The sequence below is a fragment of the Streptomyces sp. Ac-502 genome (assembly GCF_045222935.1).
Classification (GTDB): domain Bacteria; phylum Actinomycetota; class Actinomycetes; order Streptomycetales; family Streptomycetaceae; genus Streptomyces; species Streptomyces monomycini.
Genome location: NZ_JBHFFO010000001.1, coordinates 8,715,001 through 8,741,610, shown reverse-complemented (window position 1 = coordinate 8,741,610; position 26,610 = coordinate 8,715,001). Strand labels below are relative to the sequence as shown.

The 26,610-nt window shown below is 75.4% G+C and carries 6 protein-coding genes and 1 pseudogene; all 7 read right to left on the bottom strand.

What is annotated here, in order from left to right; all coding sequences use genetic code 11:
* Positions 1-3: 3 nt before the first annotated feature.
* The gene (locus ACEXOX_RS39565; protein WP_030021821.1) at positions 4-225 is read right to left on the bottom strand and encodes an MbtH family protein; all 222 of its coding nucleotides are present in this window, start codon (positions 223-225) and stop codon (positions 4-6) included.
* On the bottom strand, positions 222-6,836 hold the full coding sequence (locus ACEXOX_RS39560) for an amino acid adenylation domain-containing protein (protein ID WP_406525547.1): 6,615 nt from the start codon (positions 6,834-6,836) through the stop codon (positions 222-224). The genes ACEXOX_RS39565 and ACEXOX_RS39560 overlap by 4 nt, the downstream gene beginning before the upstream one ends.
* Before the next feature lie 35 nt (positions 6,837-6,871).
* Complete coding sequence (locus ACEXOX_RS39555; protein ID WP_406525546.1) at positions 6,872-12,667, bottom strand: amino acid adenylation domain-containing protein; 5,796 nt, start codon at positions 12,665-12,667, stop codon at positions 6,872-6,874.
* 11 nt (positions 12,668-12,678) lie between these two features.
* Positions 12,679-14,619, bottom strand: a complete 1,941-nt coding sequence (locus ACEXOX_RS39550) for a condensation domain-containing protein (RefSeq protein ID WP_406526621.1) — start codon at positions 14,617-14,619, stop codon at positions 12,679-12,681.
* A complete protein-coding gene (locus tag ACEXOX_RS39545; RefSeq protein ID WP_406525545.1) occupies positions 14,583-21,908 on the bottom strand; it encodes an amino acid adenylation domain-containing protein in 7,326 nt (2,441 codons plus the stop codon). Before ACEXOX_RS39545 ends, ACEXOX_RS39550 begins: the two co-directional genes overlap by 37 nt.
* A 67-nt stretch (positions 21,909-21,975) precedes the next feature.
* Entirely contained in the window at positions 21,976-24,093 is a 2,118-nt protein-coding gene (locus ACEXOX_RS39540; RefSeq protein WP_406525544.1) for a condensation domain-containing protein, read from the bottom strand.
* A 95-nt stretch (positions 24,094-24,188) separates the two neighbouring features.
* Positions 24,189-26,555: pseudogene (locus tag ACEXOX_RS39535) on the bottom strand (non-ribosomal peptide synthetase); the annotation flags it as partial.
* Positions 26,556-26,610 lie beyond the last annotated feature (55 nt).

Below are 26,610 nucleotides of genomic sequence, written 5' to 3'. Positions count from 1 at the left end.
CGGTTACGCGTTGCCGCTCGCGCTCATTTCCGCGATGAGACTCTTCGGACGCATATCCGTCCAGTTCTCGTCGATGTAGTCGAGGCATTCCTGGCGCCCGGCTTCTCCGTGCACGGAGGTCCAGCCTTGCGGAATTTCCGCGAAGGCGGGCCAGAGCGAGTGCTGGCCCTCGTCGTTGACGAGCACCAGGAAGGTGCCGTTCTCGTTGTCGAACGGATTGGTCATGACGGGTTCCTTTCCCCTGTCGGCCGCACGGCCTGGAGCTTTTCCGCTACGACGCGCCCGATCTGTGCCAAGGGCGCGGGCTGGAGCATGTCGTTGTGGTCGACGGCGATGTCGTGGGTGTCGATGTCGCCCGCGACGAAGGTCCGCCAGCTGGCGACGGCGTCCCACGCCTGGGAGTTCTCGGGCCGGCCGACGGTGGCGACGAAGACCACGAGGTCGCCGCCGAACCGCTTCGGGGTGTAGCCGTAGGAGAGCCGGCCGGAGTTGACGGTCACTTCCCTGATGGCGGTCAGGAGCTGTTCGTCCAGCCCCAGCCCGGCGCCGCCACCGTCACCGCCGGGCTCCCCGCCGCCCTCCGGCGGGCCCTGCTCGCCCAGCTCGCGGCGCATCGTGACGTCCTCGCCCTCGCGGGCGGCGGGCGTCTCGTCGAAGAACTCGCCGGTGTCCCCGCCCAGATAGGTGTCGAGCAGGGCGAGCAGGGCGACCTTCTCGCCCTGGGCCTCCAGCGCGGTGGCGACCGCGTAGGCCACGGTACCGCCGAAGGACCAGCCGAGGAGGTGGTACGGGCCGCTGGGCTGGACGGTGCGGATCTGGTCGACGTAGTCGGCGGCCATCTCCTCCATGGTCAGCGGCAGCGGCTCCGGCCCGGACAGGCCGCGGGCCTGGAGCCCGTAGACCGGCCGGTCGGCGGGCAGGTGCGGCAGCAGGCCCCGGTAGCCCCAGCTCAGCCCCAGGCTGGGGTGGAGGCAGAAGAGCGGCGGCAGGCTGCCCTGGGTGCGCAGCGGCAGCAGGACGCCGAGGTCGCCCCGGCTGGTGCCGCGGACCGCGCCGGTACGGGCCGTGCGCACGCTGCTCGCGTCCGCCACGGTGATCAGGCCGGCCGTGCCGCGCCGGGCCCGGTCGCCGGTGTGCAGCATCCGTTCGCCGGTCGGGCCGAAGGGGTCGGCGACGAACCGTTCGCCGGTCCGCGCGGAGCCGCCCGTGTAGCCGTGTGCCGCCGCCGCGCCCGCGACGTACAGGTCGCCGGTGACGCCGGGCGGGACCGGCCGCAGCCGCTCGTCGAGGACGTAGGCGCGGGTGTTGTGCACCGGCCGGCCCGTGGGCAGCGGCGACGGTACGGACTCGCCCGGGGCCGCGCGGTGTTCGAGCCAGGGACCTGCCGTCCCGGCGGCGGCGTGGCCGGTGACCACGGTGACGTCCGGGTGCATCGTCCGCCACTTCAGCAGGCCGTCGTCGGCCTCCGGCGTGCCCGCCGACACCGCGAGGACCTCCGTGGGCCGCTGCCCGTCCGGCAGTTCGGTGAGCGTCGGCAGCAGGTCCCGGGTGGTCACCAGCAGCCGTGCGGTGCCGGACCCGGCGGGCGTACGGACGTCCTCGGGGGCGCCGAGCCGGACACTGCCGCCGCCGCACAGGGCCGCGAGCAGCGGGGTGACGAGCGCGGCGACGGGGGCCCGGGTGTCGAGCAGTGCGGTGCCGCCGACCGCCGGGGTGGCCTGGGCGCGGTACGCCGTCTGGCCAGCCAGCGTCCGGTGGTCGACGACGGCCGCGGGGCCGTCCGGTGCCGTGCCGTCCAGCACCAGCGCGGGCTGGGCGGGCAGCGGCGGCCGGAACTCCGGCCCCGCCGTGGCGGCGTCGTCGGGTGCGGCGGTCAGCGGGCCGTCCAGGACGACGGTCGGCACCGGGCCGTCAGCGGACAGCCGCGCGGCCGTGGCCGGGGTGCAGACCAGGGCGGCGGGCCGGCTCGCGCGCAGGCCGGTCTCGATGTCCTCGACCGGCCGGTGGGAGTCCACGAGGCGGCAGGCGGCGCCGGCCTTCAGGACGCCGGTCAGGGCGACCAGGAAGGCGGTGGTGACCGGTTCCGCCACGGCCACGACGTCCCCGGCGCCGATGCCGCGCTCCGCGAGCCTGCGGGCCAGCGCACCGCTCGCGGTGTCCAGCGCGCCGTAGGTGAGCGCGCCGTCGGGGTCGGTGGCGGCCACCGCGTCCGGGGTGCGGGCCGCCTGCGCGGCCAGCTGCTCGACGACGGTACGGTCCGGGGTCTCGGCCTCGGTGCCGTGGAAGTCCGCCACCAGGCGGCGGAACTCCTCCTCGTCCAGCAGGACGTCCACCTGGCTCAGGGACAGTTCGGGGTCGGCCGCGAGCTGTTCCAGTACACGTACCAGCCGGTCGGCGAACGCCTGCGCGGTGTCCTGGTCGAACAGGTCGGTGGCGTACGTGAGGTGGCCGTCCATGCCGTCCGCTGAACCGTCGGCGCGCTGCCGCTCGGTCAGGCCGACCGACAGGTCCAGCTCACCGGTCGCGCCGCCCACGTCGAGACGGCCGGTGCGCAGCCCGGGCAGCTCCCACGGGTCCCACACCTCGGTCTTGCCCTCATGGATGTCCAGGCCGACCTGGAAGACCGGGTGCCGGTCCACGGAGGGCGGCAGTGGCAGCGCGTCCACCAGGCGCTCGAAGGGCACGTCCTGGTGGTTGACGGCCTCCCGGTGGGCCTGCTGGACACGGCGCAGCAGTTCGAGGAAGCCGGGGTCGCCGGAGGTGTCCGTCCGCAGGGCCAGCGGACCGTCGAACGGACCCACCAGTCCTTCCAGGCCGTCCTCGTCCCGGCGTGCCCGGGTGGTGCCGAGGACGATGTCGGTGCCCGCGCCGAGCCGGGTGAGCAGCAGGGCCAGCGCGGCCTGGACGATCATGAAGCCGGTGGCCTCGCGAGGTTCGGCCGCGGCCGTCAGCCGGGCGTGGTCCGCCGCGTCCAGGCGCAGCGGTACGCGCTCGACGCGCCGGGAGGGCAGTGCGGGCCGCGGCCGGTCGGTGGGCAGTTCCAGTTCGCCGGCCAGTCCGGCCAGGGCGTCCTGCCAGTACGTGAGCTGGTCGTTGACCAGGCTCTCCGGCTCGTCGGCGCCGCGCAGCAGCTCCTGTTCCCACACGGCGTAGTCGGCGAACTGGAGCGGGAGCGGGGCCCGTTCGGGTGCCCGGCCTTCGCAGCGGGCGCCGTACGCCGCCGACAGGTCGCGGAAGAGCGGGTCGAGGGACTGGTCGTCCGCGGCGATCCGGTGGACGGTGACCAGCAGGACGTGGTCGGTGTCCGACAGCGTGAACAGGTGTGGCGCCCAGGGCGCTTCCCGCGTCAGGTCGAAGGTGCGGGCGGCGCGGTCGGCCAGCAGGTCCGGCAGGTCCTCCTCGGTGGCCGTGGTCACCGTCAGCCGCGGCCGGGCGGCGTCGTCGGTGGCGGGCACGATGTGCTGGCGCAGCTCGTTGCGGGCGCCGGAGAAGGTGGTCCGCAGGATCTCGTGCCGGGCCGCCACGTCGCCGAGCGCGGCTTCCAGCGCCGTGCGGTCCAGCGCGCCGGTCAGACGCAGCGCGGCGGAGAACTGGTGGGCCGGGCCGCTGTCGTGCAGCCGGGTCAGCAGCCAGGTGCGGAGCTGGGCGACGGTGGCGGGTGCCTCGCCGTCGTGGCCGGCCGGGTTCAGGACCGGGCGGGCCTTCGTGGCCAGGGTGCGGGCCACGCCCGCCGCGGTGGGCGCGCTGAAGAACTGCCGCAGGTTCAGCGCCGCGTCGAACTCCTCGCGGATGCGGCCGATCAGGCGCATCGCCAGGCCGGACTCGCCGCCCAGCTCGAAGAAGTCGTCGTCGGCGCCGACCTGTTCGAGCTTGAGGACGTCGGCGAAGAGGCCGCAGAGGGTTTCCTCGGTCTCGTTCTGCGGCGCCCGCTGGGAAACCCGTTCGGCGAAGTCGGGCGCGGGCAGGGCCTTGTGGTCGACCTTGCCGTTGGCGGTGACGGGCAGCGTGCCCATCACGATCACCGCGGCCGGGACCATGTAGCCGGGCAGGACCTTGGCGGCGTGGTCGCGTACCTCGTCGGAGTCGACCTCCTGGCCGTCCGGGACGACGTAGCCGACCAGCAGCCGCTCCCCCGGCCGGTCCTCGCGGGCCGCGACCACGGCCTGGCCGACCGCCGGGTGCGCGGTCAGGGCCGCCTCGACCTCGCCGAGCTCCACCCGGAAGCCGCGGATCTTGACCTGGTCGTCGGCGCGGCCGGCGAACAGCAGCTCGCCCGCCTCCGTCCACCGCACCAGGTCCCCGGTGCGGTACATCCTCCCCGGCCTTCGGCCGGGGGACCCCGTGCCGGGGGCGAACGGGCAGGCCACGAAGCGTTCCGCGGTCAGCCCGCTGCGGCCGAGGTAGCCGTGGGCCAGTCCGGTGCCGGCCACGTACAGTTCGCCCGTGGTGCCCGCGGGCACCGGCTGGAGGAACGCGTCCAGCACGTACACCTGCCGATTGCCCAGCGGGCGGCCGATCGGCAGCACCGCGGCCGGCGCGTCGTCCGGCCGGGTCAGGTGCCAGGTGGCGCACAGGGTGGTCTCGGTCGGTCCGTACAGGTGGCGTACGGCGATGCCGGGGCAGGCCGCGCGTACCCGGTCGACGGCCGCGGCGGGCACCACGTCACCGCCGGTCAGCACCTCGCGCAGGCCGTTCAGGCACTCCGGTGACTCCTCCGCCAGGACGCGGAACGTGCCGGCCGTCAGGTGGACGGCGGTCACGCCGGCGGCGACCGCGGCGCGGATGTCCTGGGCGTCCACCGCGCCCGGCGCGGCGACCACCACGCGGCCGCCGGAGGCCAGCGGCACCCAGATCTCGAACAGGGAGGCGTCGAAGGCGTGCGGCGCGTGCATGAGCACCGCGTCCCGCGGGCCCACCGACCAGCCCAGGTCGCCGACCAGGCCGGCCACGCTGCCGTGCGGTACGGCCACGCCCTTGGGCACACCGGTCGAGCCCGAGGTGTACATGACGTACGCGAGGTCCTCCGCTCCCACGCGTACCGGCACCAGGGCGTCGGCCGGGCTCGCCGCGACGGCGGCCCGGGTGCGGTCGTCGTCCAGCACCACCAGTTCGGCGGCGGCGTCGACGGGCACCGCGTCACGGGTGGCCCGTGTGCACACGACCGCCGACGGGCCGGAGTCGGCCAGCAGGAACGCGACGCGCTCCGCCGGGTACCCGGGGTCCACCGGCACGTACCCGGCGCCCGTCTTCCACACCGCGAGCAGCGTCACGAGCAGGTCGGCGGAGCGTTCCATCAGCACCGCGACCCGGTCGCCGCGCGCCACGCCGCGATCCGCGAGGTAGGCCGCGAGGCGGTCCGACTCCCGGGCCAGCTCGGCGTAGGACAGGGAGCGCCGCGGGTCGCTCACCGCGACGGCGCCCGGCACCTGCGCGGCCTGTCCGGCGATCAGCTCCGGCACCGAGGTGCCGGGGGCCTTGGCGGCGGTGGCGTTCCAGCCCGCCAGCACCAGGTCGCGCTCCTGGTCCTCCAGGACGCCGACGCGGCCCACCGGCATCGTGGGGTCGGCGGCGAGCTGCGTGAGCACCCGCACCACCCGCTGCCCGATCAGCCGGGTCGCCTCCTCGCCGAACAGGTCGGGGCGGGAGGACAGCCGCAGGCTGATGCGGTCGCCGGGGAACACGCCGAGGGTGATCGGGTAGTGCGCCGCGTTGCGGGACAGCCCGGCCGGCTCCAGGGTCAGGGCCCGCGGGTCGTCCGGTCCGGCGGGCGGGCGCGGGAAGCTCTCGTAGACCACGAGGGTGTCGAAGGACGCGCCGGGCCCGGCGAGCTGCTGCACCTCGGACAGGCCCAGGTGCTGGTGCGGCAGGAGCGCCGACTGGCGTTCCTGGAGCGCGCTGAGCAGGTCGATCGCGGGCTGTCCGCCGTCGAGCCGTACCCGTACCGGCAGGGTGTTGATGAACAGGCCGACCATCGACTCGACGTGCGGCAGGTCGTGCGGGCGGCCCGCGACGGTGGCGCCGAACACCACGTCGGTACGGCCGGCCAGCCGGGCCAGCACCAGCGCCCAGGCGCCCTGGAAGAGGGTGTTGAGGGTCAGCCCGTAGCGGCGGGCCAGGCCGGTCAGCTCCCTGGAGGGCCCCTCGGGGATGTCGATCAGGACGTCCTCGGGCACCACGCTGGCGCGGGTGCGGTCCGCCGGGACCACCAGGGTGGGCTCGTCGACGCCGGCCAGCTCCGCCCGCCACGCCTCGCGGGCGGCGTCCTTGTCCTGCCGGTTGAGCCAGGCCAGATAGTCGCGGTAGGAGGCGGTCGGCGGGAGCGCGGTGGCGTCGCCACCCGCCGCGTACGCCGCGGACAGCTCGGTGAGGACGACCGGCATCGACCAGCCGTCCATCAGGATGTGGTGGCTGGTGACGACCATCCGGTGCCGGTCGGCGCCGAGGCGGATCAGCAGGACCCGCAGCAGGGGCGCGGTGGCCAGGTCGAAGCGGCGGGCGCGCTCGGCGTCGGCCAGCCGCCCGGCCTCGGCCTCGGCGTCGTCCGGGGCGAGGCCGGACAGGTCGGCCTCCCGCCAGGGCAGTTCCACCTCGCGGGCGATGACCTGCACCATGCGGGCCCCGCTGACCCGGCGGAAGCAGGCGCGCAGGGCCGCGTGCCGGGCGACCAGGGTCTGCCATGCCGCGCGCAGCCGGCCCGCTTCCAAGGGGCCGTTGACGGCGTGTGCGGACTGCACCGTGTAGACGTCCGGCCCCTCCTCGTCAAAGGTGGCGTGGAAGAGCAGCCCCTCCTGCAGTGGTGACAGCGGCCACACGTCCTCGACCATGGATCGGGTCATCGCTTTCTCCTCCAACGCCTCGTCGTGCTCGGTCGCTAGTCATTGGTGAACCCGGCTTCCAGCTCGTCGATCTGCCGCTGGGCGAGATCGAGGAGGCCGAAGTCGGAGGGGGTGTGACCGCCCGCCGTGGGATCGGTGGTGTGCGCGGCCAGAGCGGCCAGCAGGTCCAGCCAGGCCCGGCCGACGCGCTCGGCCACCGCGTCCGCGGTGCGTGCGGTCCGGCCGAGTGTGAGGGTCAGTTCCGGCTCGTCCGGGGTGCCCCGGAGGACGGTGCTCGCCTCCAGGTCGTACGGGGTGGCCGGACCCTGCCGGGTCGTACCGCCGGTGGCCGCGGGCCCGGCCGGCTGCCAGGGCGTGTCCGCGGGTCCGGTGCGGGTCCGGTCCCGGTGGGTGAAGGAGAGGCGGGGTTCCGGCAGGGCGTCCGGGACCGCGTCGGCCCCGGGGTCGGCACGCAGGTGTTCCTTGACGGCCTTCAACAACGTACCGGCCGCCGGTCCGCCTGCCCAAGCCCCGTCCAAATCGGTGCCGGACAGGTCCAGCCGCACGGGGCGGGTGCGGGTGAACCGGCCGACGGTACGGGCCAGTTCCCCGTCGTCCGCGTCCGGTGCCGACCGCCTGCCGTCCGCCTCGACGGCCACCAGGACGGGTTCGCCGTCCCCTTGGCGGGCGATGGCGCCCGCCAGGGCCGCGAGCAGCACCTCGTCGGGCTCGCAGTGGTAGAGGGGCAGGGTGCGGTGCAGCAGGGTGGCCGCGGTCTCGCGCGGTACGGTCCACGTCCGGTGCTGTACGGGGCCGGCGGCGAACCGTTCCCCGGTGGTGGTCCCGCTCTCCTCGGCCGGCGGCGCGTCCAGGTCCGCCGCCCACCGCCGGAAGGACGTACCGACGGGTGCGAGTTCCGGTACGACGTCGGCCGCCACGGCGGCGCAGGCCGCCGCGAGGTCGGTGACCAGGACGCGCCAGGACGGCTCGTCCACGACGAGGCGGTGGGCCGCGAGGGCCAGCCGGCCGGTACGCCCGTCCCCGGCGTCGAGCCACACGGCGCGGAGCGCGGGGCCGGTGGCGGGGTCCAGCTGTTCCGCCGCCTCGCGGCCTGCCCGGTCCGCGACGGCGTCCAGGTCGTCGTCGGGGATGCGGGTGCCGTCGATACGGAGGACGGCCGATTCGGCGTCCACCGTGCCGCGTTCACCGGCCACCAGCACCGGCCGCCCGTCGTCGTCCGGCCGTACCCGGGCCCGCAGCATGTCGTGCGTGTCCAGTACGGCGGCGAGGCCGGCGGTCAGGGTGTGCGTCCGCAGGCCGGCCGGCGCGGTGACGACGATCCACTCGGCGAGGCCCCGGCCGAAGGCGTGTGCGCCCAGTTCCCGCATGGCGGGGGTCGGTGCGATCTCGCCGGTGCCCACGTTCCCGGCCGCCCGAGCGCGGTCCGCCGCCCGGTCCGATTCCACGGCCTCGGCAAGGCGTTCGGGGGTCGGCTGCTCGAAGACCTGGCGTGGCGTCAGGGTCAGTCCGGCGCGGCGGGCCCGGGAGGCCAGCTGCATCGACATGACGGAGTCGCCGCCCACGTGGAAGAAGTTGTCGTCGATACCCACCCGTTCGAGCCCGAGGACCTCGGCGAACAGGGCGCACAGGGTCTCTTCCACCGGAGTGCGCGGCGCGCGTCCGGAGATCTGGCCGGCGAAGTCCGGCGCGGGCAGCGCCGCGCGGTCGGTCTTGCCGTTCGGAGTGAGCGGCAGCCGGTCCAGCGGCACCAGGGCGGCGGGGACCATGTACTCGGGCAGCCGCTCGGCGACGTGTTCGCGCAGGGCGGCCAGCAGCGCCCCGGTGTCGCGGCCCGCGGCGGGCGCGTTGGTCCACGCCGTCAGCGGGGCCGCCGGGTCCGCCGGGCCCGCGCCGGGGACGTACGTGTCCACCGGCGCGCTGCCGTCGGCCAGGTCGGCGCGGACGAACGCGAGATCCAGTGTCTCCGGCGTGCCGGTGGACCAGGTGGCGCCCACCCAGTAGCCCAGGCTCTCCCCCAGCTCGTGGAACGCCTCGACGTCGGGGGTGTCGCCGCCCGGGCGCCGGTGTCCCGTACCGGCGGCTTCCGGCTGTGCCGGGTCCCCGCCGTCCTGGACGGTACGGGCGAGTGCCGCCTCGTGCGCGACCCGGGTGTTGGGCACACCGGTGACGCGCAGCCGGTCCGGGCGTTCGGCGTCCAGGTGGCGCCGCAGCGCGGTGAGGCCGCCGTTGTGCGCGGCCCAGTCCCGCTCGGGCGCGCCGTCGAGGGAGAGCACGGCGGCTCCCCGCTTGTGCAGCGTCACGTCGTAGCGGTAGCGGGTCAGCTCGTTGTGGTGGTGTCCGCGCTTGAGCTGGATGTCCACTCCGGCGGTGTCCGGCAGCCGGTCCCGCAGCGCGGTGAAGAACTCCGGGTCGACCAGGAGTTCCTTCTCCAGGACGACGCTGCGCTCCACGGCCCGCCGCAGTGCGGCCGGGTCGCCGTCGTGCGTCGCGCGGCCCGCGTGCACGGCGGTGGCCAGTGCCCGCAGGAGACGGACGTTGCGTACGTCTCCGACGAACAGCGCGCCGCCCGGTGCCAGCAGCCGTACGGCCCGCTCGACGACCTCTTGGAGGTATCCGGCGTTGGGGAAGTACTGCGCGACCGAGTTGAGCACGATCGTGTCGAAGTACCCGGCGGGCAGGCCCTCGTCCTCGTGCGCGGCCTGGGTGCGCAGCTCGACCCGTTCGGCCAGTTCCTTGTCGCCGCTCACGTGCCGCCGCAGCTCCTCGATCGCCGTGGCGGAGAAGTCGGTGCCCCAGTACGTCTCGCAGTGGGGAGCGATGTGCGACAGGAGCAGGCCGGTGCCGACGCCGAGCTCCAGCACCCGGCGGGGGCGCAGGGCCCGGATGCGTTCGACGGTGCGGGCCCGCCATTCGCGCATCTGCTCCAGCGGGATGGGCTGCCCGTCGTAACTGCTGTTCCAGCCGGCGAAGTTCTCGCCGAGGACGTCGGACTCCGGGTTGGCGTGCAGCGTGTCGTACAGGTCCTGCCACTCGCCGACGTGTTCCTGCTCGAGCCGTTCGTCGCGGTCGCCGGTGGCCGTGTCCGCGACCACGTAGCCGACCAGGCGGCGTTCGCCGGGCCGGTCCTCGCGGGCCACCACGACGGCCTGGGCCACGGCCGGGTGGGTGGCCAGCGCGGCCTCCACCTCGCCCGGCTCGACGCGGTAGCCGCGTACCTTGACCTGGGCGTCGGCGCGGCCGACGAAGACCAGGTCGCCGTCCGGCGTCCAGCGTGCCACGTCGCCGGTGCGGTACATCCTCCCCGGCCTTCGGCCGGGGGTCCCCATGCCGGGCGTGAACGGGCAGGCCACGAAGCGTTCCGCGGTCAGGCCCGGGCGGTCGAGGTAGCCGCGGGCGAGGTTGACGCCGGTGACGTACAGCTCGCCGGCGACGTCCGGCGGTACCGGCTGGAGGAAGGCGTCCAGCACGTACGTGCCGGAGTTGGCGATCGGCCGGCCGATCGGCACCACCTCGGCGTCCGGTGTCAGCGGGGCGCTCATCGTCGCGCACACCGTCGTCTCGGTCGGCCCGTACGCGTTGACCATGCGCCGGGTCCCGGCCCAGCGGGCGGGCAGGCCCGGCGGGCAGGCCTCGCCCGCCACGGTCAGCGTCTCCAGCGTCGCGGGCAGTTCCTCGGCCACCGCCAGCACGCTCGGCGGGACCGTGGCGTGGGTGATGTCCCAGCGGCGCAGCGCGGCGCCCAGCGCCACGTGGGGCGGCAGCCCTTCCGCGCCGGGGACGACCGAGGCGGCGCCGGACAGCAGGGCCATGCACAGTTCGGATACCGCGGCGTCGAAGCTCAGCGACGCCATCTGCAGGACCCGGGACCGCGGTGTCACCGCGAACCGTTCGATCTGGGCGCGGGCCAGGTTGCCCACGCCCGCGTGCGGGACGACGACGCCCTTGGGCCGTCCGGTGGAGCCGGACGTGTAGGTGACGTACGCCGCGTGGGCCGGGCGCAGCGGCGCGGTCCGCTCGGCGTCGGTCAGCGGGCCGCCTGGCAGGGCGGCGATCTCGGCCGCCACCGCCGGGTCGTCCAGGACCACGACGCGTCCGGTGTACCCGTCCGGTACGACGTGCCGGGTCCGCGTGGTGCACAGCACGACCGGCGGTCCGGCGTCGGCGAGGACGTACGCCATGCGCTCCGCCGGGTGTGCCGGGTCCACCGGTACGAACGCGCCGCCCGCCGCCACCACGGCCAGTACGGCGGTCACCATGGCCGCCGACCGCTGCACGGCGACCGCGACGCGCTGCTCCGGCCCGACGCCGAGCCCGGTCAGGTGGCGGGCCAGGCGGCCGGCCTCCTGCGCCAGTTCGCCGTAGGTCAGTGTGCGGTCGTCCGACACCAGGGCCGTCGCGTCCGGGGACGCGGCGGCTTGGCGGGCGAACAGGTCCGGCAGGGTGGCGGCCGGGGCCGGCACCGCGGTCCGGTTCCACCGCGTCTCGACCAGCTCGCGTTCGTCCTCGCCCAGGAGCCGGACGCGGCCCACGGGCGTCGTCGGGTCCGCGACCACCTGTTCCAGGGCACGGACCAGTGCGGCCTGCATCCGCTCGGCTCGGGCCCGCGGGAAGACGTCCGGGCGGTAGATGAAGTCGCCCTGCGCCCGCTCTCCGGGGGCCACGATCCAGGTGAGGGGGTAGTGGCCCCGGTCCTCGGGGATCCCGGCCGGGCGTACGGCGAGGGAGTCCGGGTCGGCGGGCGCCTCGGGCGGCTGCGGGTAGTTCTCGTAGACCACGAGCGTATCGAAGGTCGCGCCGGGCCCGGCGAGGTGCTGGATCTCCGGCAGCCCGACGTGCTGGTGGGCCATGAGCCCGGTACGGCGGCGCTGAAGGTCGGTGAGCATGTCGACGACCGGCTGGGCGCCGTCCAGGTGGACGCGGACCGGCAGGGTGTTGATGAACAGGCCGATCATCGACTCGACGCCCGGCAGCTCCGGCGGGCGGCCGGCCACGGTGGTGCCGAAGACCACGTCGTCGCGGCCGGTCAGCCGGGCCAGCAGCAGGGCCCACATGCCCTGGAGCACGGTGTTCGTGGTCAGGCCGAGGCCGCGGGTCAGCTCGGTCAGCCGCCGGGTGAGGTCGTCGGTCAGCTCGAAGCGGATGCGTTCGGGCACGGCGGGGGCCCGGACCAGTTCGGCCGGGACCACGCTGGTCGGCTCGTCCACTCCGGCCAGTTCCGCCCGCCACGCGGCCCGGGCGGCCGCCTTGTCCTGGCGGTCCAGCCAGGTCAGGTACTCCCGGTAGGAGGTGGCCGGCGGCAGGGTGCGGTCGTGGCCGCCCGCCGCGTACACGGCGGCCATCTCGTTGATGAGGACCGGCAGCGACCAGCCGTCCTTGACGATGTGGTGGCTGGTCAGCACCAGCATGTGCCGCCGCTCGGCGAGCCGGACCAGCAGCAGCCGCAGCAGCGGCGCGACCGTCAGGTCCAGCCGGTGCTCGCGGTCGCCGTCGGCCAGTTCCCGGAGGGCGGCCGGTACCGCGTCGGCGGCCACGTCCGACAGGTCGGCCTCGCGCCACGGCAGCGGCACGTCCCGGGCGATGACCTGCACGGTCTCGCCCGACGCGCGCGGGTGGAAGCTGGCCCGCAGGGACGGGTGGCGTATCAGCAGCGTCTCCCACGTGGCCCGCAGCCGGGCGACGTCGAGCGGGCCGGTCAGCTCCATCATCCGCTGGCCCTCGTAGATGTCCGGACCGTCCTCGTCGAACGCGGCGTGGAACAGCAGCCCTTCCTGGAGGGGTGACAGCGGCCAGATGTCGGCCAGGGACGGCACGGCCGTCTCCAGCTCCTCCACGGTGTCCTGGGTCAGCTCCAGGAGGGAGAAGTCGGAGGGGTGTGCCCGCCCGCGCCCGGCCCGTCGGTGTGGGCGGCCAGGCCGCCGAGCGCCGTGAGCCAGTCCTGTCCGAGCCGCCGTACGGCGTCCTCGTCCAGCAGTCCGCCGGGCCAGCTGAGGGTCAGGGTCAGCCCGGGCCCGTCGGGGCCGTCCTGGACCACCGCGCCCGCTTCCAGAGCGTGCCGGGCAGGCATGCTCTCGTCCACCGAGCCGCCGAGCGCCGCCTCACCGGCCATCTGCCAGGGCGCGACCGTCTCCGGGGCGGACCCGGCGGTGAAGCGGCCAAGATAGTTGAAGGCGATCTGCGGGGCGGGGAGGGCGGCCAGTACGGGGCCGGTCTCGGGGTTGAGGTGGCGCAGCAGCTCGTACCCCAGACCGTCGCCGGGCACGGCACGCGCCTGTTCCTTGACGGTCTTGAGCAGTGTCCCGGCCGCGGGCCCGCCCGTCAGGGCCTGGGCCAGGTCGAGACCGGCCAGCCGCAGCCGCAGCGGGTGCGTGCTGGTGAACCAGCCGACCGTACGGGAGAGGTCGGCGCCCGCGACCGGCTCGCGCCCGTGTCCTTCGACGTCCACCAGGACTCCGGCGCCGGTGTCCTGGCCACGCTCCTGCTGCCGCCGGGTCACGGCGGCGGCCAGCGTGGCCAGCAGCACGTCGTGGACGCCGCAGTGGAAGGCGGCCGGTGCCTGGGCCGCCAGGACCGCGGCCGCGGTGGCGGGCACGGTCCAGGTGAGGCGTCGGACGGTTGCCGCGGTGTCCTGCTCCGGGTCGAGTGCGCGCTCGCCCACCAGGGGGTCGGTGCCGTCCAGGAGGGCGGTCCAGTGCTCCAGTTCGGCGGTGCGTGCGGGGTCCGCCGCCTGTTCGGTGAGCAGGGCCGACCACTGGGCGAAGGCCGTGCCGACCGGGTCGAGGTCCGGCTCGCGGTCCGCCGCGACGGCTTCGCAGGCGGCTTGCAGGTCCGGGACGAGGATGCGCCAGGAGACGCCGTCGACGACCAGGTGGTGGACGGCGAGCACCAGCCGGCCGGTCCGCGCGGGACCGGCGTCCAGCCACACCGCCTGCACCAGGACGCCGTCGGCGGGCGCCAGGCGGCGTACCGCCTCCCGAGCGGCCCGGTCAGCCGCCCCGTCCAGGCCGTCGTCCGGTACGTGCGTGGCGTCGACGCGGCTGACCAGCGCGGCGGCGTCCACCGCGCCGCGCGGGGCGACGTGCAGCGCCGGTTCGGGGCCGTCGGTTTCGGGGCCGTCGGTCACCTTGGCCCGCAGCATGGCGTGGGTGTCCAGTACGGCGGCCAGCCCGGCGGCCAGGACGTCCTGGCCGAGCCCGGCCGGTGCGCCGACGACGGCCCACTGCGCGAACTCGCCGCGTGTCGCGGCGGATACGCCGAGGGCCCGTACGACCGGGGTCCACGCGACCTCGCCCGATCCGGTGCCGGCCGGTTCCGGCGCGGCCGCGGTGTCGTCCCCGGCCGTCTCGGCCACCTCGGCCAGCCGTTCCGGGGTCTTCTCCTCGAACACCTGCCAGGGCGTGACGACCACTCCGGCGCGCCGGGCCCGTGACACCAGTTGCAGCGACATGATCGAGTCGCCGCCCAGCTCGAAGAAGCTGTCCTCGACGCCGACCTGGTCCAGGCCCAGCACCTCGGCGAACAGGGCGCACAGGGTCTCTTCGGTGCCGGTGCGCGGTGCCCGCCGCGAGGCTCGCGCGGCGAAGTCGGGCGCGGGCAGCGCGGCCCGGTCGACCTTGCCGTTCGCGGTCACCGGGAGCGTGTCGAGGGCCACCACGGCGGCCGGGACCAGGTACTCGGGCAGCAGCCCGGCCACGTGCTCGCGGACCGCCTCGGCGTCCACGGCCGTCCCGTCCGGCACGACGTACCCGATCAGGCGCCGCTCGCCGGGCCGGTCCTCGCGGGCCACCACCACGGCCTGGGCGACCGCCGGGTGTCCGGCCAGCGCCGCTTCCACCTCGCCCGGTTCCACCCGGTAGCCGCGCACCTTGACCTGGGTGTCCGTCCGCCCGGCGAAGACCAGTTCACCGTCGTACGTCCAGTGCGCCAGGTCGCCCGTGCGGTACATCCTCCCCCAGCCTTCGGCCGGGGGGACCCCATGCCGGGCGGGAACGGGCAGGCGACGAACCGTTCGGCCGTCGCGCCGGCACGGTCGAGGTAGCCGCGCGCCAGTCCCGCGCCGGCCAGGTACAGCTCACCGTCCACACCCGGCGGCACGGGCCGCAGGAAGGCGTCGAGCACATACGCCCGGCGGCCGTCCAGCGGACGCCCGATGGGCAGCACGCCGTCCGCCACCGGCTCACCCGGCCGCAGCGGCCGCCAGGTGGCGCACAGGGTGGTCTCGGTCGGCCCGTACATGTGCCGGACCACGACGCCGGGGCACGCTTCGCGTACGCGGGCGACGGAACCGGCCGGGACCACGTCGCCGCCGGTCAGCACCTCGCGCAGGCCCGCGAAGCAGTCCGGGGACTCCTCGGCGACCACACGGAACAGGCCCGCCGTGAGGTGTACGGCCGTCACGCCCGCCGCCACCGCCTCGCGGACGCGCCGGGCGTCGACCGTGCCGGGGGCGGCGACCACCACGCGGCCGCCGGTGGCCAGCGGCGCCCAGATCTCGTACAGCGAGGCGTCGAAGACGTGCGGGGCGTGCAGCAGTACCGCGTCGTCCGGGCCGAGGGCCCAGCCGCGGTCCGCCGCCAGTGCCGCCACACTGCCGTGCGGCACGCCGACGCCCTTGGGCACACCGGTGGAGCCGGAGGTGTACATCACGTACGCCAAGTCATGCGCGGATACGGGCGGTTGCGGTCCTCCGGCCGCGCACGCCGCCACGGCCGCCCGTACCTCCGGCGTGTCCAGCACGACCACCTGCCCGGCCGCGTCCACCGGCACCGCCGTCCGGGTGGCCTCGGTGCACAGCACGGCCGACGGGCCCGAGTCGGCCAGCATGAACGCGACTCGTTCCGCCGGGTATCCGGCGTCGACCGGCACGTACGCCGCTCCGGCCTTCCAGATGCCCAGCAGCACCGCGATCAGGTGGGCCGAGCGCTCCATCATCACCGCGACCCGGTCACCACGGCCCACGCCGAGGCCGCCCAAGTACGCGGCGAGACGGTCCGACTCGCTGTCCAACTCGCCATATTGAACAGTCCGACCCCCGTCCGCCACGGCCACCGCCGAGCGGGCACGGGCCACCTGGCGGGCGAACAGCTCCGGCACCGAGGCGGCGGACAACTCCACGACGGCATCCGGGTTCCACTCCGCCACGGCACGGTGGTGTTCCGGCGCGTCCAGGACGCCGATCCGGCCGACGGGCGCCCGCGGGTCCGCCACGACCTGTTCCAGTACGCGGACGACGCGCTCGCCCAGTTGCCGGGCCTCGCGCCGGTCGAACAGGTCCGGCCGGTACGTCACGTAGACCCGCAGCCGGTCGCCGGGGACGACGCCCACGGCCAGCGGGTAGTGGGTGCCCGCCACCAGGTTCGCCTGGGAGATCGTCACCTCGCCCCCCGCCCGCATGGAGGCGGACAGGGTGGCGGTGGTCCGCGGGTAGTTCTCGAACATCAGCATGGTGTCGAAGACCGCGCCGGGACCGGCCAGGCCCTGCACCTCCGGCAGGCCGAGGTGCTGGTGGGCCATGAGCGCCGACTGGCGCTCCTGGAGGCCGGTGAGCATCCGCAGGACCGGTTCGGCGCCGTCGAGCCGTACCCGTACCGGCTGGGTGTTGATGAACAGGCCGACCATCGACTCGACGTCGGGCAGCTCCGGCGGGCGGCCGGAGACGGTGCCGCCGAACACCACGTCGATCCGCCCGGCCAGGCGCGACAGCACCATCGCCCAGGCGCCCTGCACCACGGTGTTGACGGTCAGGCCGTGCTGCCGGGCCAGCAGGGTCAGGGCCCGGGTGCCGTCCTCGGAGAGTTCGGCGGCGTCGGTCTCGGGCTCCGCCGGGGCCCGGCCCTGGTCGGAGCGGGCCACCAGGGTGGATTCCTCGGCGCCGGCGAGTTCCGCCTGCCAGGCGGCGCGCGCGGCGTCCTTGTCCTGCTCGCCCAGCCAGGCCAGGTAGTCGCGGTAGGAGGCGGTCCGCTTCAGACCCGCGCCGTCGCCGCCCGCGGCGTAGGCCGCGCCCAGTTCGTCCAGGACGATCGGCATCGACCATCCGTCCAGCAGGATGTGGTGGCTGGTGACGACGAGGAAGTGCCGGTTCTCCGCCAGGCGTACGAGGAGCAGCCGCAGCAGCGGTGCCGACGCGAGGTCGAAGCGCCGGGCCCGCTCGTTGGCGGCCAGCCGGTCCAGTGCGGCCTGCCGCTCGGGTTCCGGAAGCGCCGACACGTCCGCCTCGCCCCAGGGCAGTTCGACGTTCCCGGCGACGACCTGCACGGTGTCGCCGGACTCCCGCTGGTGGAAGCTGGCCCGCAGCGCGTCGTGCCGGGCGAGCAGTGCCTGCCAGGAGGCGCGCAGCCGGGCGGCGTCCAGGGGGCCGTTCAGTTCCAGCAGCCGCTGGGTCTCGTAGACGTCCGGGCCTTCTTCGTCGAAAGCGGCGTGGAAGAGCAGTCCTTCCTGGAGGGGCGACAGCGGCCAGATGTCCGTCAGGGACGGCACGGCGGTCTCCAGCGCCGTCACGCTCTCCTGGGTGATGTCCAGGAGCGGGAAGTCGCCGGGGGTGTGTCCGCCCGCGCCGGGGCTCCCGGTGTGGGCGGCCAGGCCGCCGAGGAGGTCCAGCCAGGCCTGGCCGAGTCCGTCCACCGCGGTCTCGTCGAGGAGGGCGGCGGGCCAGGTCAGCGCGAGGTCCAGTTCCGGCCCGTCCGGGGTGTCGCGGACGACGGCGCTCGCCTCCAGGGCGTGTGGGACGGGCAGGTCCGGCGCGGCCGTACCGCCGATCGCGGTGGCGCCGGCCGTCTGCCACGGGCCGACGGTGCCGCCGTCCGCGCCCGCGGCGAAGCGGCCGAGGTAGTTGAAGCCGACCTGCGGGGCCGGGAGGGCGGCCAGGGTGGGGCCGGTCTCCGGGTTGAGGTGGCGCAGCAGCTCGTACCCCAGACCGTCGCCGGGCACGGCGCGTGCCTGTTCCTTGACGGTCTTGAGCAGTGTCCCGGCCGCGGGTCCGCCCGTCAGGGCCTGGGTCAGGTCGAGCCCGGAGAGGTCCAGGCGGACCGGGTGGACGCTGGTGAACCAGCCCACCGTACGGGTCAGGTCGGTGCCGTCGAGCGGTTCCCGGCCGTGTCCTTCCACGTCCACCAGGAGCGCGGTGCCGGCCCCGGGCCGCCGGTGGGCGACCGCGCCGACCAGCGACGCCAGCAGCACGTCGTGGGCTCCGCAGTGGAACGCCGCCGGGGCACGGTTCAGCACGGCCGCGGCCGTCGCGCCGGTCAGCGTCCAGGAGCGGCGGCGCAGGGTGGCCGCGGTGTCGGTGTCCGGGTCGGGTGTACGGGTGCCGAGCTGGGGGGCCGTGGTGTCGAGCAGGGCGGTCCAGTCGGCGAGTTCGGCGGTGCGGGCCGCGTCGACAGCCTGGTCGGTGAGCAGCTCCGCCCACCTGCGGAAAGACGTGCCGGCGGGGTCCAGTTCGGGTACCTCGCCCGCGGCGACCGCTTCGCAGGCTGCTTGCAGGTCTGGGGCGAGGATGCGCCAGGACACGCCATCCACGACCAGGTGGTGGGCGACCAGGGCCAGCCGTCCGGTCCGGTGCGGGCCGGCGTCCACCCACACGGCCCGGACCATCTCACCGGCGGCCGGGTCCAGCCGGGCGGCGGCCTCGCGGGCCGCGTCCTCGGCGATGCCGTCCAGGGCGCCTTCCGGCGCTTCCGTGGCGTCGGTACGGGTGACCAGCGCGGCGGCGTCCACCGCGCCGCGGCCGGGCACGTGCAGCGTGGGCCGCTCGCCGGTGACGGCCCGGGCCCGCAGGACGGCGTGGGTGTCCAGTACGGCGGCCAGCCCGGCGGTCAGCGCGTCGAGTCCCAGCCCGGCCGGCGCGCCCATGACCGTCCACTGGGCGAAGCCGGGACGGGCGGCGCGCTCCCCCAGCGCCCGCATCACGGGCGTCCACGGGATCTCGCCGTCGCCCGTGTCGGAGCCGGTGCGGGCCGCGGCGTCGGCCGGGGCCGCCACCGCCGCCAGCCGCCAGGGCGTCTTGAGGTCGAATACCTGACGAGGCGTCAGCACGAGTCCGGCGCGGCGGGCCCGCGACACCAGCTGCATGGAGCCGATCGAGTCGCCGCCCAAGGCGAAGAAGCCGTCGTCGGCCCCCACCCGCTCCAGGCCCAGCACCTCGGCGAACAGACCGCACAGCAGCTCTTCGGCCGGGGTGCGCGGGGCCCGCCCGGACACCCGCCCGGCGAAGTCGGGGGCGGGCAGCGCCACCCGGTCCACCTTGCCGTTGACCGTCACCGGCAGGGACGGCAGCACCAGCACGGCCGCCGGAACCATGTAGTCCGGCAGCACCTTGGCGACGTGCTCGCGGATCTGGTCCGCGTCCGCCTCCTGCCCGTCGGGCACCACGTAACCCACCAGGCGCCGTTCACCGGGGCCGTCCGTACGGGCCACGACCACGGCCTGGCCGACGGCCGGGTGCGCGGCCAGCGCCGCCTCCACCTCGCCCAGCTCGACCCGGAACCCGCGCACCTTGACCTGCGCGTCCGCCCGCCCGACGAAGACCAGCTCGCCCTCGGGCGTCCAGCGCACCAGGTCGCCGGTCCGGTACATCCTCCCCGGCCTTCGGCCGAGGGACCCCATGCCGGTGCCGAACGGGCACGCCACGAAGCGTTCGGCGCTGAGCCCCGCGCGCTGCCAGTAGCCCTGGGCCAGGCCGGTGCCCGCGACGTACAGCTCGCCGACGACGTCCGGCGGTACGGGCTGGAGGAACGCGTCCAGGACGTACACCTGCCGGTTGTCCAGCGGGCGGCCCACCGGCAGCTCCGGGCCCGCGTCGGCACCGGGCCGCAGGACGTGCCAGGTGGCGCACAGCGTGACCTCGGTCGGCCCGTACAGATGCCGTACGGACACCTCGGGGCACGCCTCGCGCACCCGCGCCACCGACGCCGCCGGCACCACGTCACCGCCGGTCAGCACCTCGCGCAACCCGGCGAAGCACTCCGGCGAGTCGTCCGCCACCACCCGGAACAGCCCGGCCGTGACATGCACCGCCGTCACGCCGCCCGCCACCGCTTCGCGGATCCGCTGCGCGTCCACCGCGCCCGGCCGCGCCACCTCGACGCGGCCGCCGGAGACCAGCGGCGCCCAGATCTCGAACAGCGACACGTCGAAGGCGTGCGGAGCGTGCATCAGCACCGCGTCGTCCGGGCCGAGCGCCCAGCCGCGGCTGCCGGTCAGCGCCGCGACGCTCCCGTGCGGCACGGACACGCCCTTCGGCTCCCCGGTCGAGCCGGAGGTGTACATCACGTACGCCATGTCGTCGGCCGTGAGCGGGGGTTCGGCGGCCTGGCCGCCGTACTCCGCGACCTCCGGCGTGTCCAGCACCACCAGCCGTCCGTCCGCGTCGACCGGCACCGCCGAGCGCGTCGCCTCCGTGCACAGCACGGCCGCCGGCCGCGCGTCGGCCAGCATGAACGCGATCCGTTCCGCCGGGTACCCGGCGTCCACCGGCACGTACGCCGCCCCGGCCCTCCACACTGCCAGCAGCGCCACCACCAGGTCGGCGGACCGTTCCAGCACCACCGCGACCCGGTCGCCGCGCCGCACGCCCGCACCGTGCAAGTACGCGGCCAAGCGGCCCGCTTCGGCGTCCAGCCCGCCGTACGTCAGCGTCCGCCGCTCGTCCCGGACGGCCACGGCGTCCGGCGCCGACGCCACGCGCCGGGCGAACAGCTCCGGCACCGACGGTCCCGCCGCCTTTGCAGCCGTCGCGTTCCAGCCGTCCACGACCAGGTGCCGCTCGTCCGTCCCCAGGACGCCGACCCGGCCCACCGGCGCCGACGGGTCGGCCACCACCTGCTCCAGCACCCGTACCAGCCGGGCGAAGACGGCCTCGGCGGTACGGCGGTCGAACAGGTCCGGGCGGAAGTCGAGCTTGCAGAGCATCCGCTCGCCCGGCACGACGACCAGGGTGAAGGGGTAATGGGAGGTCTCCCGCCCTTCGACGAAGCGCAGGGTGAAGGCGTCCGGGCCGGTCGCCCCGGCGGGCGCCGCCGGATAGTTCTCGAAGACCACCAGGGTGTCGAAGACCGCCCCGGGCCCGGCCAGTTTCTGGATCTCGCCCAGCCCCAGGTGCTGGTGGGACATGAGGGCGGTCTGCCGCTCCTGGATGCCCGCGAGGAGCCGGTGCAGCGGCTGTCCGCCGTCCAGCCGGACGCGGACCGGCAGCGTGTTGATGAACAGGCCCACCATCGACTCGACACCGGGCAGCGCGTCGGGGCGGCCGGCCACCGTGGCGCCGAACACCACGTCGTCGCGCCCGGCGAGCCGCGCCAGGAGCAGCGCCCAGGCGCCCTGCACCACGGTGTTCACCGTCAGCCCATGGGCGCGGGCCAGCCCCACCAGGCCGCGCGTCAGATCCTCGGGGATCTCGCTGATCAGGCTCTCGGGCACCACCGGCAGCCGGGCCGGGTCGGCCGGTGCCACCAGGGTCGGCTCGTCGTTGCCGGCCAGTTCGGCCCGCCACGCCTGCCGGGCGGCGTCCTTGTCCTGGCGGTTCAGCCAGGACAGGTAGTCGCGGTAGCGGGCCGCCCTGGGCAGCCCGCGCGCGTCACCGTCCGCCGCGTACACCGTGGTGAGTTCGTTGAGCAGCACCGGCATCGACCAGCCGTCCATCAGGACGTGGTGCGAGGTGATGACCAGCCGGTGCCGGTCGGTGCCCAGGCGGATCAGCAGCAGGCGCAGCAGGGGCGGCACCGCCGGGTCGAACCGCTCGGCCCGCTCCTCCGCGGCCAGCCGTTCGGCCTCGGCGGCGGCTCCCGCCCCGGCCAGGCCCGACACGTCGGCCTCCCGCCACGGCAGCGTCACCTCACGCGCGACGACCTGCACCGCGTCGCCCGACCTGCGCCGCCGGAAGCCCGCCCGCAGCGCCGGGTGCCGGGCGACCAGCGCCTCCCACGAGGCGCGCAGCCGGTCCGCGTCCAGCGGGCCGTCCAGGGCCAGCGTCCGCTGGCCCTGGTAGACGTCCGGGCCCTCCTCGTCGAAGGCGGCGTGGAACAGCAGCCCTTCCTGCAACGGCGAGAGCGGCCACACGTCCTCGACAAGAGATCGGGTCATCGCTTACTCCTCAAAACGGCATGCGTTCATCGGGCTACGAGGTGCGGCCGGCGGCTCGCGGGGCGCGTTACGGGGCGCCGTCCGCGAAACCGGCTTCGAACTCCTCGACCTCGTCCTGACCGAGGTCCAGCAGGGGGAAGTCGGAGGCGGTGTGCCCGCCGGCGGCCGGGTCGGCGGTGTGTGCCGCCAAGCCGTCCAGCAGGCCCAGCCAGCGCCGGCCCAGCCGCTCGGCGGCCGCCTCCGGCCACAGTCCGGCGGGCCCGCCGAGCCTGAGGGTCAGTTCCGGTCCGTCCGGGGTGTCCTTGACGTACGCCCCCGCCTCCAGGGCGTGCGGGGCGGGTGTGCGGGGGTCGGCCGAACTGCCGACCACCGAGGTGCCGGCCGGCTGCCAGGCGTCCCCCGGCGCTCCGGCCCGGCCCGCACCCGCGAACCTGCCCAGGTAATTGAACCCGATGTGGGCGTCCGGCAGGGTGTCCAACTCCGGTGCGGTGAGCGGGTTCAGGTGGCGCAGCAGGGCGTGGCCGAGGCCGTCGCCGGGCACTGCCCGGGCCTGTTCCTTGACGCGTTTGAGCAGGTCACCGGCGGCCGGGCCGCCGCGCGGCGCCTCGTCGAGGTCGATGCCCGAGACGTCCAGGCGGACCGGGTGGACGCTGGTGAACCAGCCCACCGTCCGGGAAAGGTCCGCCCCGCCGGCCGGTTCGCGCCCGTGTCCTTCGACGTCCACGACGAGCGGGGCTTCCGGCCGGTCGTGCGCCACCGCGCCCGCCAGTGTCGCGAGCAGCACTTCGTGGACGCCGCAGTGGAACACCCCGGGGGCCGTGCCGACGAGGGTGGCCGCCGTCGGCCCCGGCAGCGTCCAGGTGCGCCAGACCATTCCGGCCAAGGTGTCCTCGGCCGGGTCGAGCGCCCGTCCGCCGAGCGGACGTGCCGCGTCCTTGAACAGGGCTGCCCAGTCAGGGAGCTCGGCTATTCGGTCCTCGTTGGTGGCCTGGGCCGCGAGGGCGCCCGCCCACTGCCGGAAGGAGGTGGGGACGGGGTCGAGTTCCGGTACGCGCCCCTCCGCCACCGCTTCGCAGGCGGCTCGCAGGTCCGGGAGCAGGATGCGCCAGGACACGCCGTCCATCACCAAGTGGTGCACCACGAGCGCCAGCCGGCCGGGCTCGGTGGGCCCGGCGTCCAGCCAGACGGCCTGCACCAGCACGCCGCCCTCGGTGTCCAGCCGCCCGGTCGCCTCCCTGGCCGCGCTGTCGGCCATGTCGTCCAGGGAAAGGGCAGCGGCCGGTACGTCCGCCGCGTCGACCCGGGTGAGCAGGGTGGCGGCGTCGACCGTGCCGCGCCCCCGCACTTCCAGGCGAGGCTCGCCCTCCGCGTGCACCACGCGGGCCCGCAGCATGTCGTGGGTGTCCAGTACGGCGGCCAGCCCTCCGGTGAGCACGTCCGGCCGCAGGCCCGCGGGGGTGGTGACGACCATCCACTGCGCGAAGCCGCTGCTCAGCGCGTACTCCCCGAGCGCCGCCATGGCCGGGGTCCAGGCCACCTCGCCCACGCCCGCGTCCGGGGCGGCGTGCACCTCGTCGGCGAGCCGGGCGACGGCGGCCAGCGCGCCCGGTGTCTCCTGCTCGAAGACGTCCTGGGCGCTGAAGACCACCCCTTCGCGGCGGGCCCGGGTGGCGAGCTGCATCGACATGATCGAGTCGCCGCCCAGCCGGAAGAAGCCGTCCTCCGCGCCGACCCGTTCCAGGCCGAGCAGTTCGGCGAAGAGCCCGCACAGGATGTCCTCCGCCGCCGTGCGCGGTGCGCGTCCGGCGGTCTTTCCGGCGAAGCCGGGGGCGGGCAAGGCCTTGCGGTCGACCTTGCCGTTGGCCGTGACCGGCAGGGCGTCCAGGACGAGGACGGCGGCGGGCACCATGTAGTCCGGCAGTACGCGGGCCAGGTGCTCGCGCACAGCCTGGCCGTCCGTACCGTCCCCGGCCGCCACCACGTAGCCGACCAGCCTGCGTTCGCCCGGCCGGTCCTCGCGGGCGACGACGGCGGCCTGGGCCACCCCCGGCGCGGCCGCGAGCACGGCCTCGATCTCGCCCGGTTCGATGCGGTAGCCGCGCACCTTGACCTGCGCGTCGGCGCGCCCGGCGAAGAGCAGTTCGCCGTCCGGCGTCCAGCGCGCGAGGTCGCCCGTGCGGTACATCCTCCCCCAGCCTTCGGCCGGGGGACCCCCATGCCGGGCGGGAACGGGCAGGCGACGAAGCGTTCGGCCGTCGCGCCGGGGCGGTCGAGGTAGCCGCGGGCCAGGCCCGTGCCGGCCAGGTACAGCTCGCCGGCCACGCCGGGCGGTACGGGCTGGAGGAACGCGTCGAGGACGTACGCCTGCCGGTTGGCCAGCGGGCGCCCGATCGGCAGGGCGTCCGGGGTGGGCCCGCCCGGCCGGAGCCGGTGCCAGGTGGCGCTCAGGGTGGTCTCGGTGGGCCCGTACAGATGCCGTACGGGCACCTCGGGGCACGCCTCGCGCACCCGCGCCACCGACGCCGCCGGCACCACGTCACCGCCGGTCAGCACCTCGCGCAGCCCGGCGAAGCACGCCGGGTCCTCCTGCGCGGCCACCCGGAAGGCCCCGGCGGTCAGGTGCACCGCCGTGACACCCGCCGCCACCGCCTCCCGTACCCGCTGCGTGTCCACCGCGCCGGGCGCCGCCACGGCCACCCGGGCGCCGGAGACCAGCGGCACCCATGTCTCGAACAGGGAGGCGTCGAAGGCGTGCGGGGCGTGCATCAGCACCGCGTCGTCCGGGCCGAGCGCCCAGTCGCGGTCCCCGGCCAGCGCCGCCACACTGCCGTGCGGCACGCCGACGCCCTTCGGTACGCCGGTGGAGCCGGAGGTGTACATCACGTACGCCAAGTCCTGAGAACGCAGGGGCGGTCGGGGATCACCGGCCGGTGCTTCCGCCACCGCCGTCCGTACCTTCGGGTCGTCCAGCACGACCGTCTGCCCGGCCAGGTCCGCCGGGACCGCCGCGCGGGTGGCCTCGGTGCACAGCACGAGCGCGGGCCCCGAGTCGGCCAGCAGGAACGCGACCCGCTCCGCCGGATAGCCGGCGTCCACCGGCACGTACGCGGCGCCCGCCTTCCACACCGCCAGCAGCGACGTGATCAGCTCGGCCGACCGCTCCAGCAGCACCGCGACCCGGTCGCCACGGCCGACGCCCAGGCCGCGCAAGTACGCGGCGAGGCGGTCCGACCCGGTGTCCAACTCACCGAATTGAACACTTTGACGCCCGTCCGTCACGGCCACGGCATCCGGCGCGGCCGCCACGCGTGCCGCGAACAGTTCCGGCACGGTGGCGCCCGCGGCCTCCGCCGCCGTGGCGTTCCACTCCGTCACGGTCCGGTGCCGCTCGGCCGCGTCCAGGACGTCGACCCGGCCCACCGGCACCGACGGGTCCGCCATCAGTTGCTCCAGCACCCGCACCAGCCGCCCGGCCAGCGCGCGGGCCAGCTCGGCGGTGACCAGGTCGGGCCGGTAGGAGACCTCCACCTCCAGCCGGTCGCCGGGGAGGATGCCGAGGGTCAGCGGGTAGTGGGTGGCCTGGCGCAGGCCGAGCGTGGTGAAGGTGAGCGTGCCGGGGGCCGATTCGGCGGCCGGGCGCGGGTAGTTCTCGTACACCACCAGCGTGTCGAAGCCGGCTTCCGGACCGGCGTGCTTCTGGATGTCGGCCAGGCCCAGGTGCTGGTGCGGGAGCAGCGCGGACTGGCGGCTCTGTACGTCCTTGAGCATCTCCACCACGGGCTGCCCCGCGTCCAGGCGCACCCGCACCGGCACCGTGTTGATGAAGAGGCCGACCATCGACTCGACGCCGGGGAGTTCCGGCGGGCGGACCGCCACGGTCGTGCCGTAGACCACGTCGTCGCGCCCGGACAGCCGGGCCAGGAGCAGCGCCCAGGCGCCCTGCACGACGGTGTTGACGGTCAGGCCGTGGCGGCGGGCCAGGTCGGTGAGGGCGCGGGTGAGGGACGCCGGCAGGTCGGCCTTGGTCTGGTCGGGCAGCTCGGGAGTGCGGGCCGGGTCCGCGGGGGCGACGAGCGTCGGCTCGCCGTCCCCGGCCAGTTCGGCGCGCCACGCGGCCCGCGCGGCGTCCTTGTCCTGCCGGCCCAGCCACGCCAGGTAGTCGCGGTAGGAGGCGGTGCGCCGCAGCACCGAGGGGTCGCCGCCCGCCGCGTACACCGTGGTCGCCTCGTCGAAGAGGATGGGCATGGACCAGCCGTCGAGCAGGATGTGATGAGCCGTCAGCACCATGCAGTGCCGCTCGGCGCCGAGGCGTACGAGCAGCACCCGCAGCAGCGGCGCCACCCCGAGGTCGAAGCGTTCCGCGCACGCGTCGGCTGCCAGCCGTCCGACCTCGGCGAGCGCGTCGGCCTCGGGCAGGCCGGACAGGTCGGCGTCACGCCAGGGCAGTACGGCCTCCCGGCTGACGAGCTGTACCGCCTCCCCCGACTTGCGGCGGTGGAAGCTGGCGCGGAGCGCCGCGTGCCGGCCGAGCAGCGCCTGCCAGGACGCGTGCCAGCGGTCCGCGTCCAGGGGGCCGTCGATGGTCAGGGTCCGCTGGATGACGTAGACGTCGGGCCCCTGGTCGCCGAACCCGGCGTGGAAGAGCATCCCTTCCTGCAACGGGGACAGCGGCCACACCTCGGCGAGTGCCGAGCCCTTGCCG

Excerpts from the sequence above, each read along its gene's own strand:
- ACEXOX_RS39565 (WP_030021821.1), bottom strand. The coding sequence starts at position 225 with ATGACCAATCCGTTCGACAACGAGAACGGCACCTTCCTGGTGCTCGTC.
- ACEXOX_RS39560 (WP_406525547.1), bottom strand. The coding sequence starts at position 6,836 with ATGACCCGATCCATGGTCGAGGACGTGTGGCCGCTGTCACCACTGCAG.
- ACEXOX_RS39545 (WP_406525545.1), bottom strand. The coding sequence starts at position 21,908 with ATGACCCGATCTCTTGTCGAGGACGTGTGGCCGCTCTCGCCGTTGCAG.
- ACEXOX_RS39540 (WP_406525544.1), bottom strand. The coding sequence starts at position 24,093 with ATGTACCGCACGGGCGACCTCGCGCGCTGGACGCCGGACGGCGAACTG.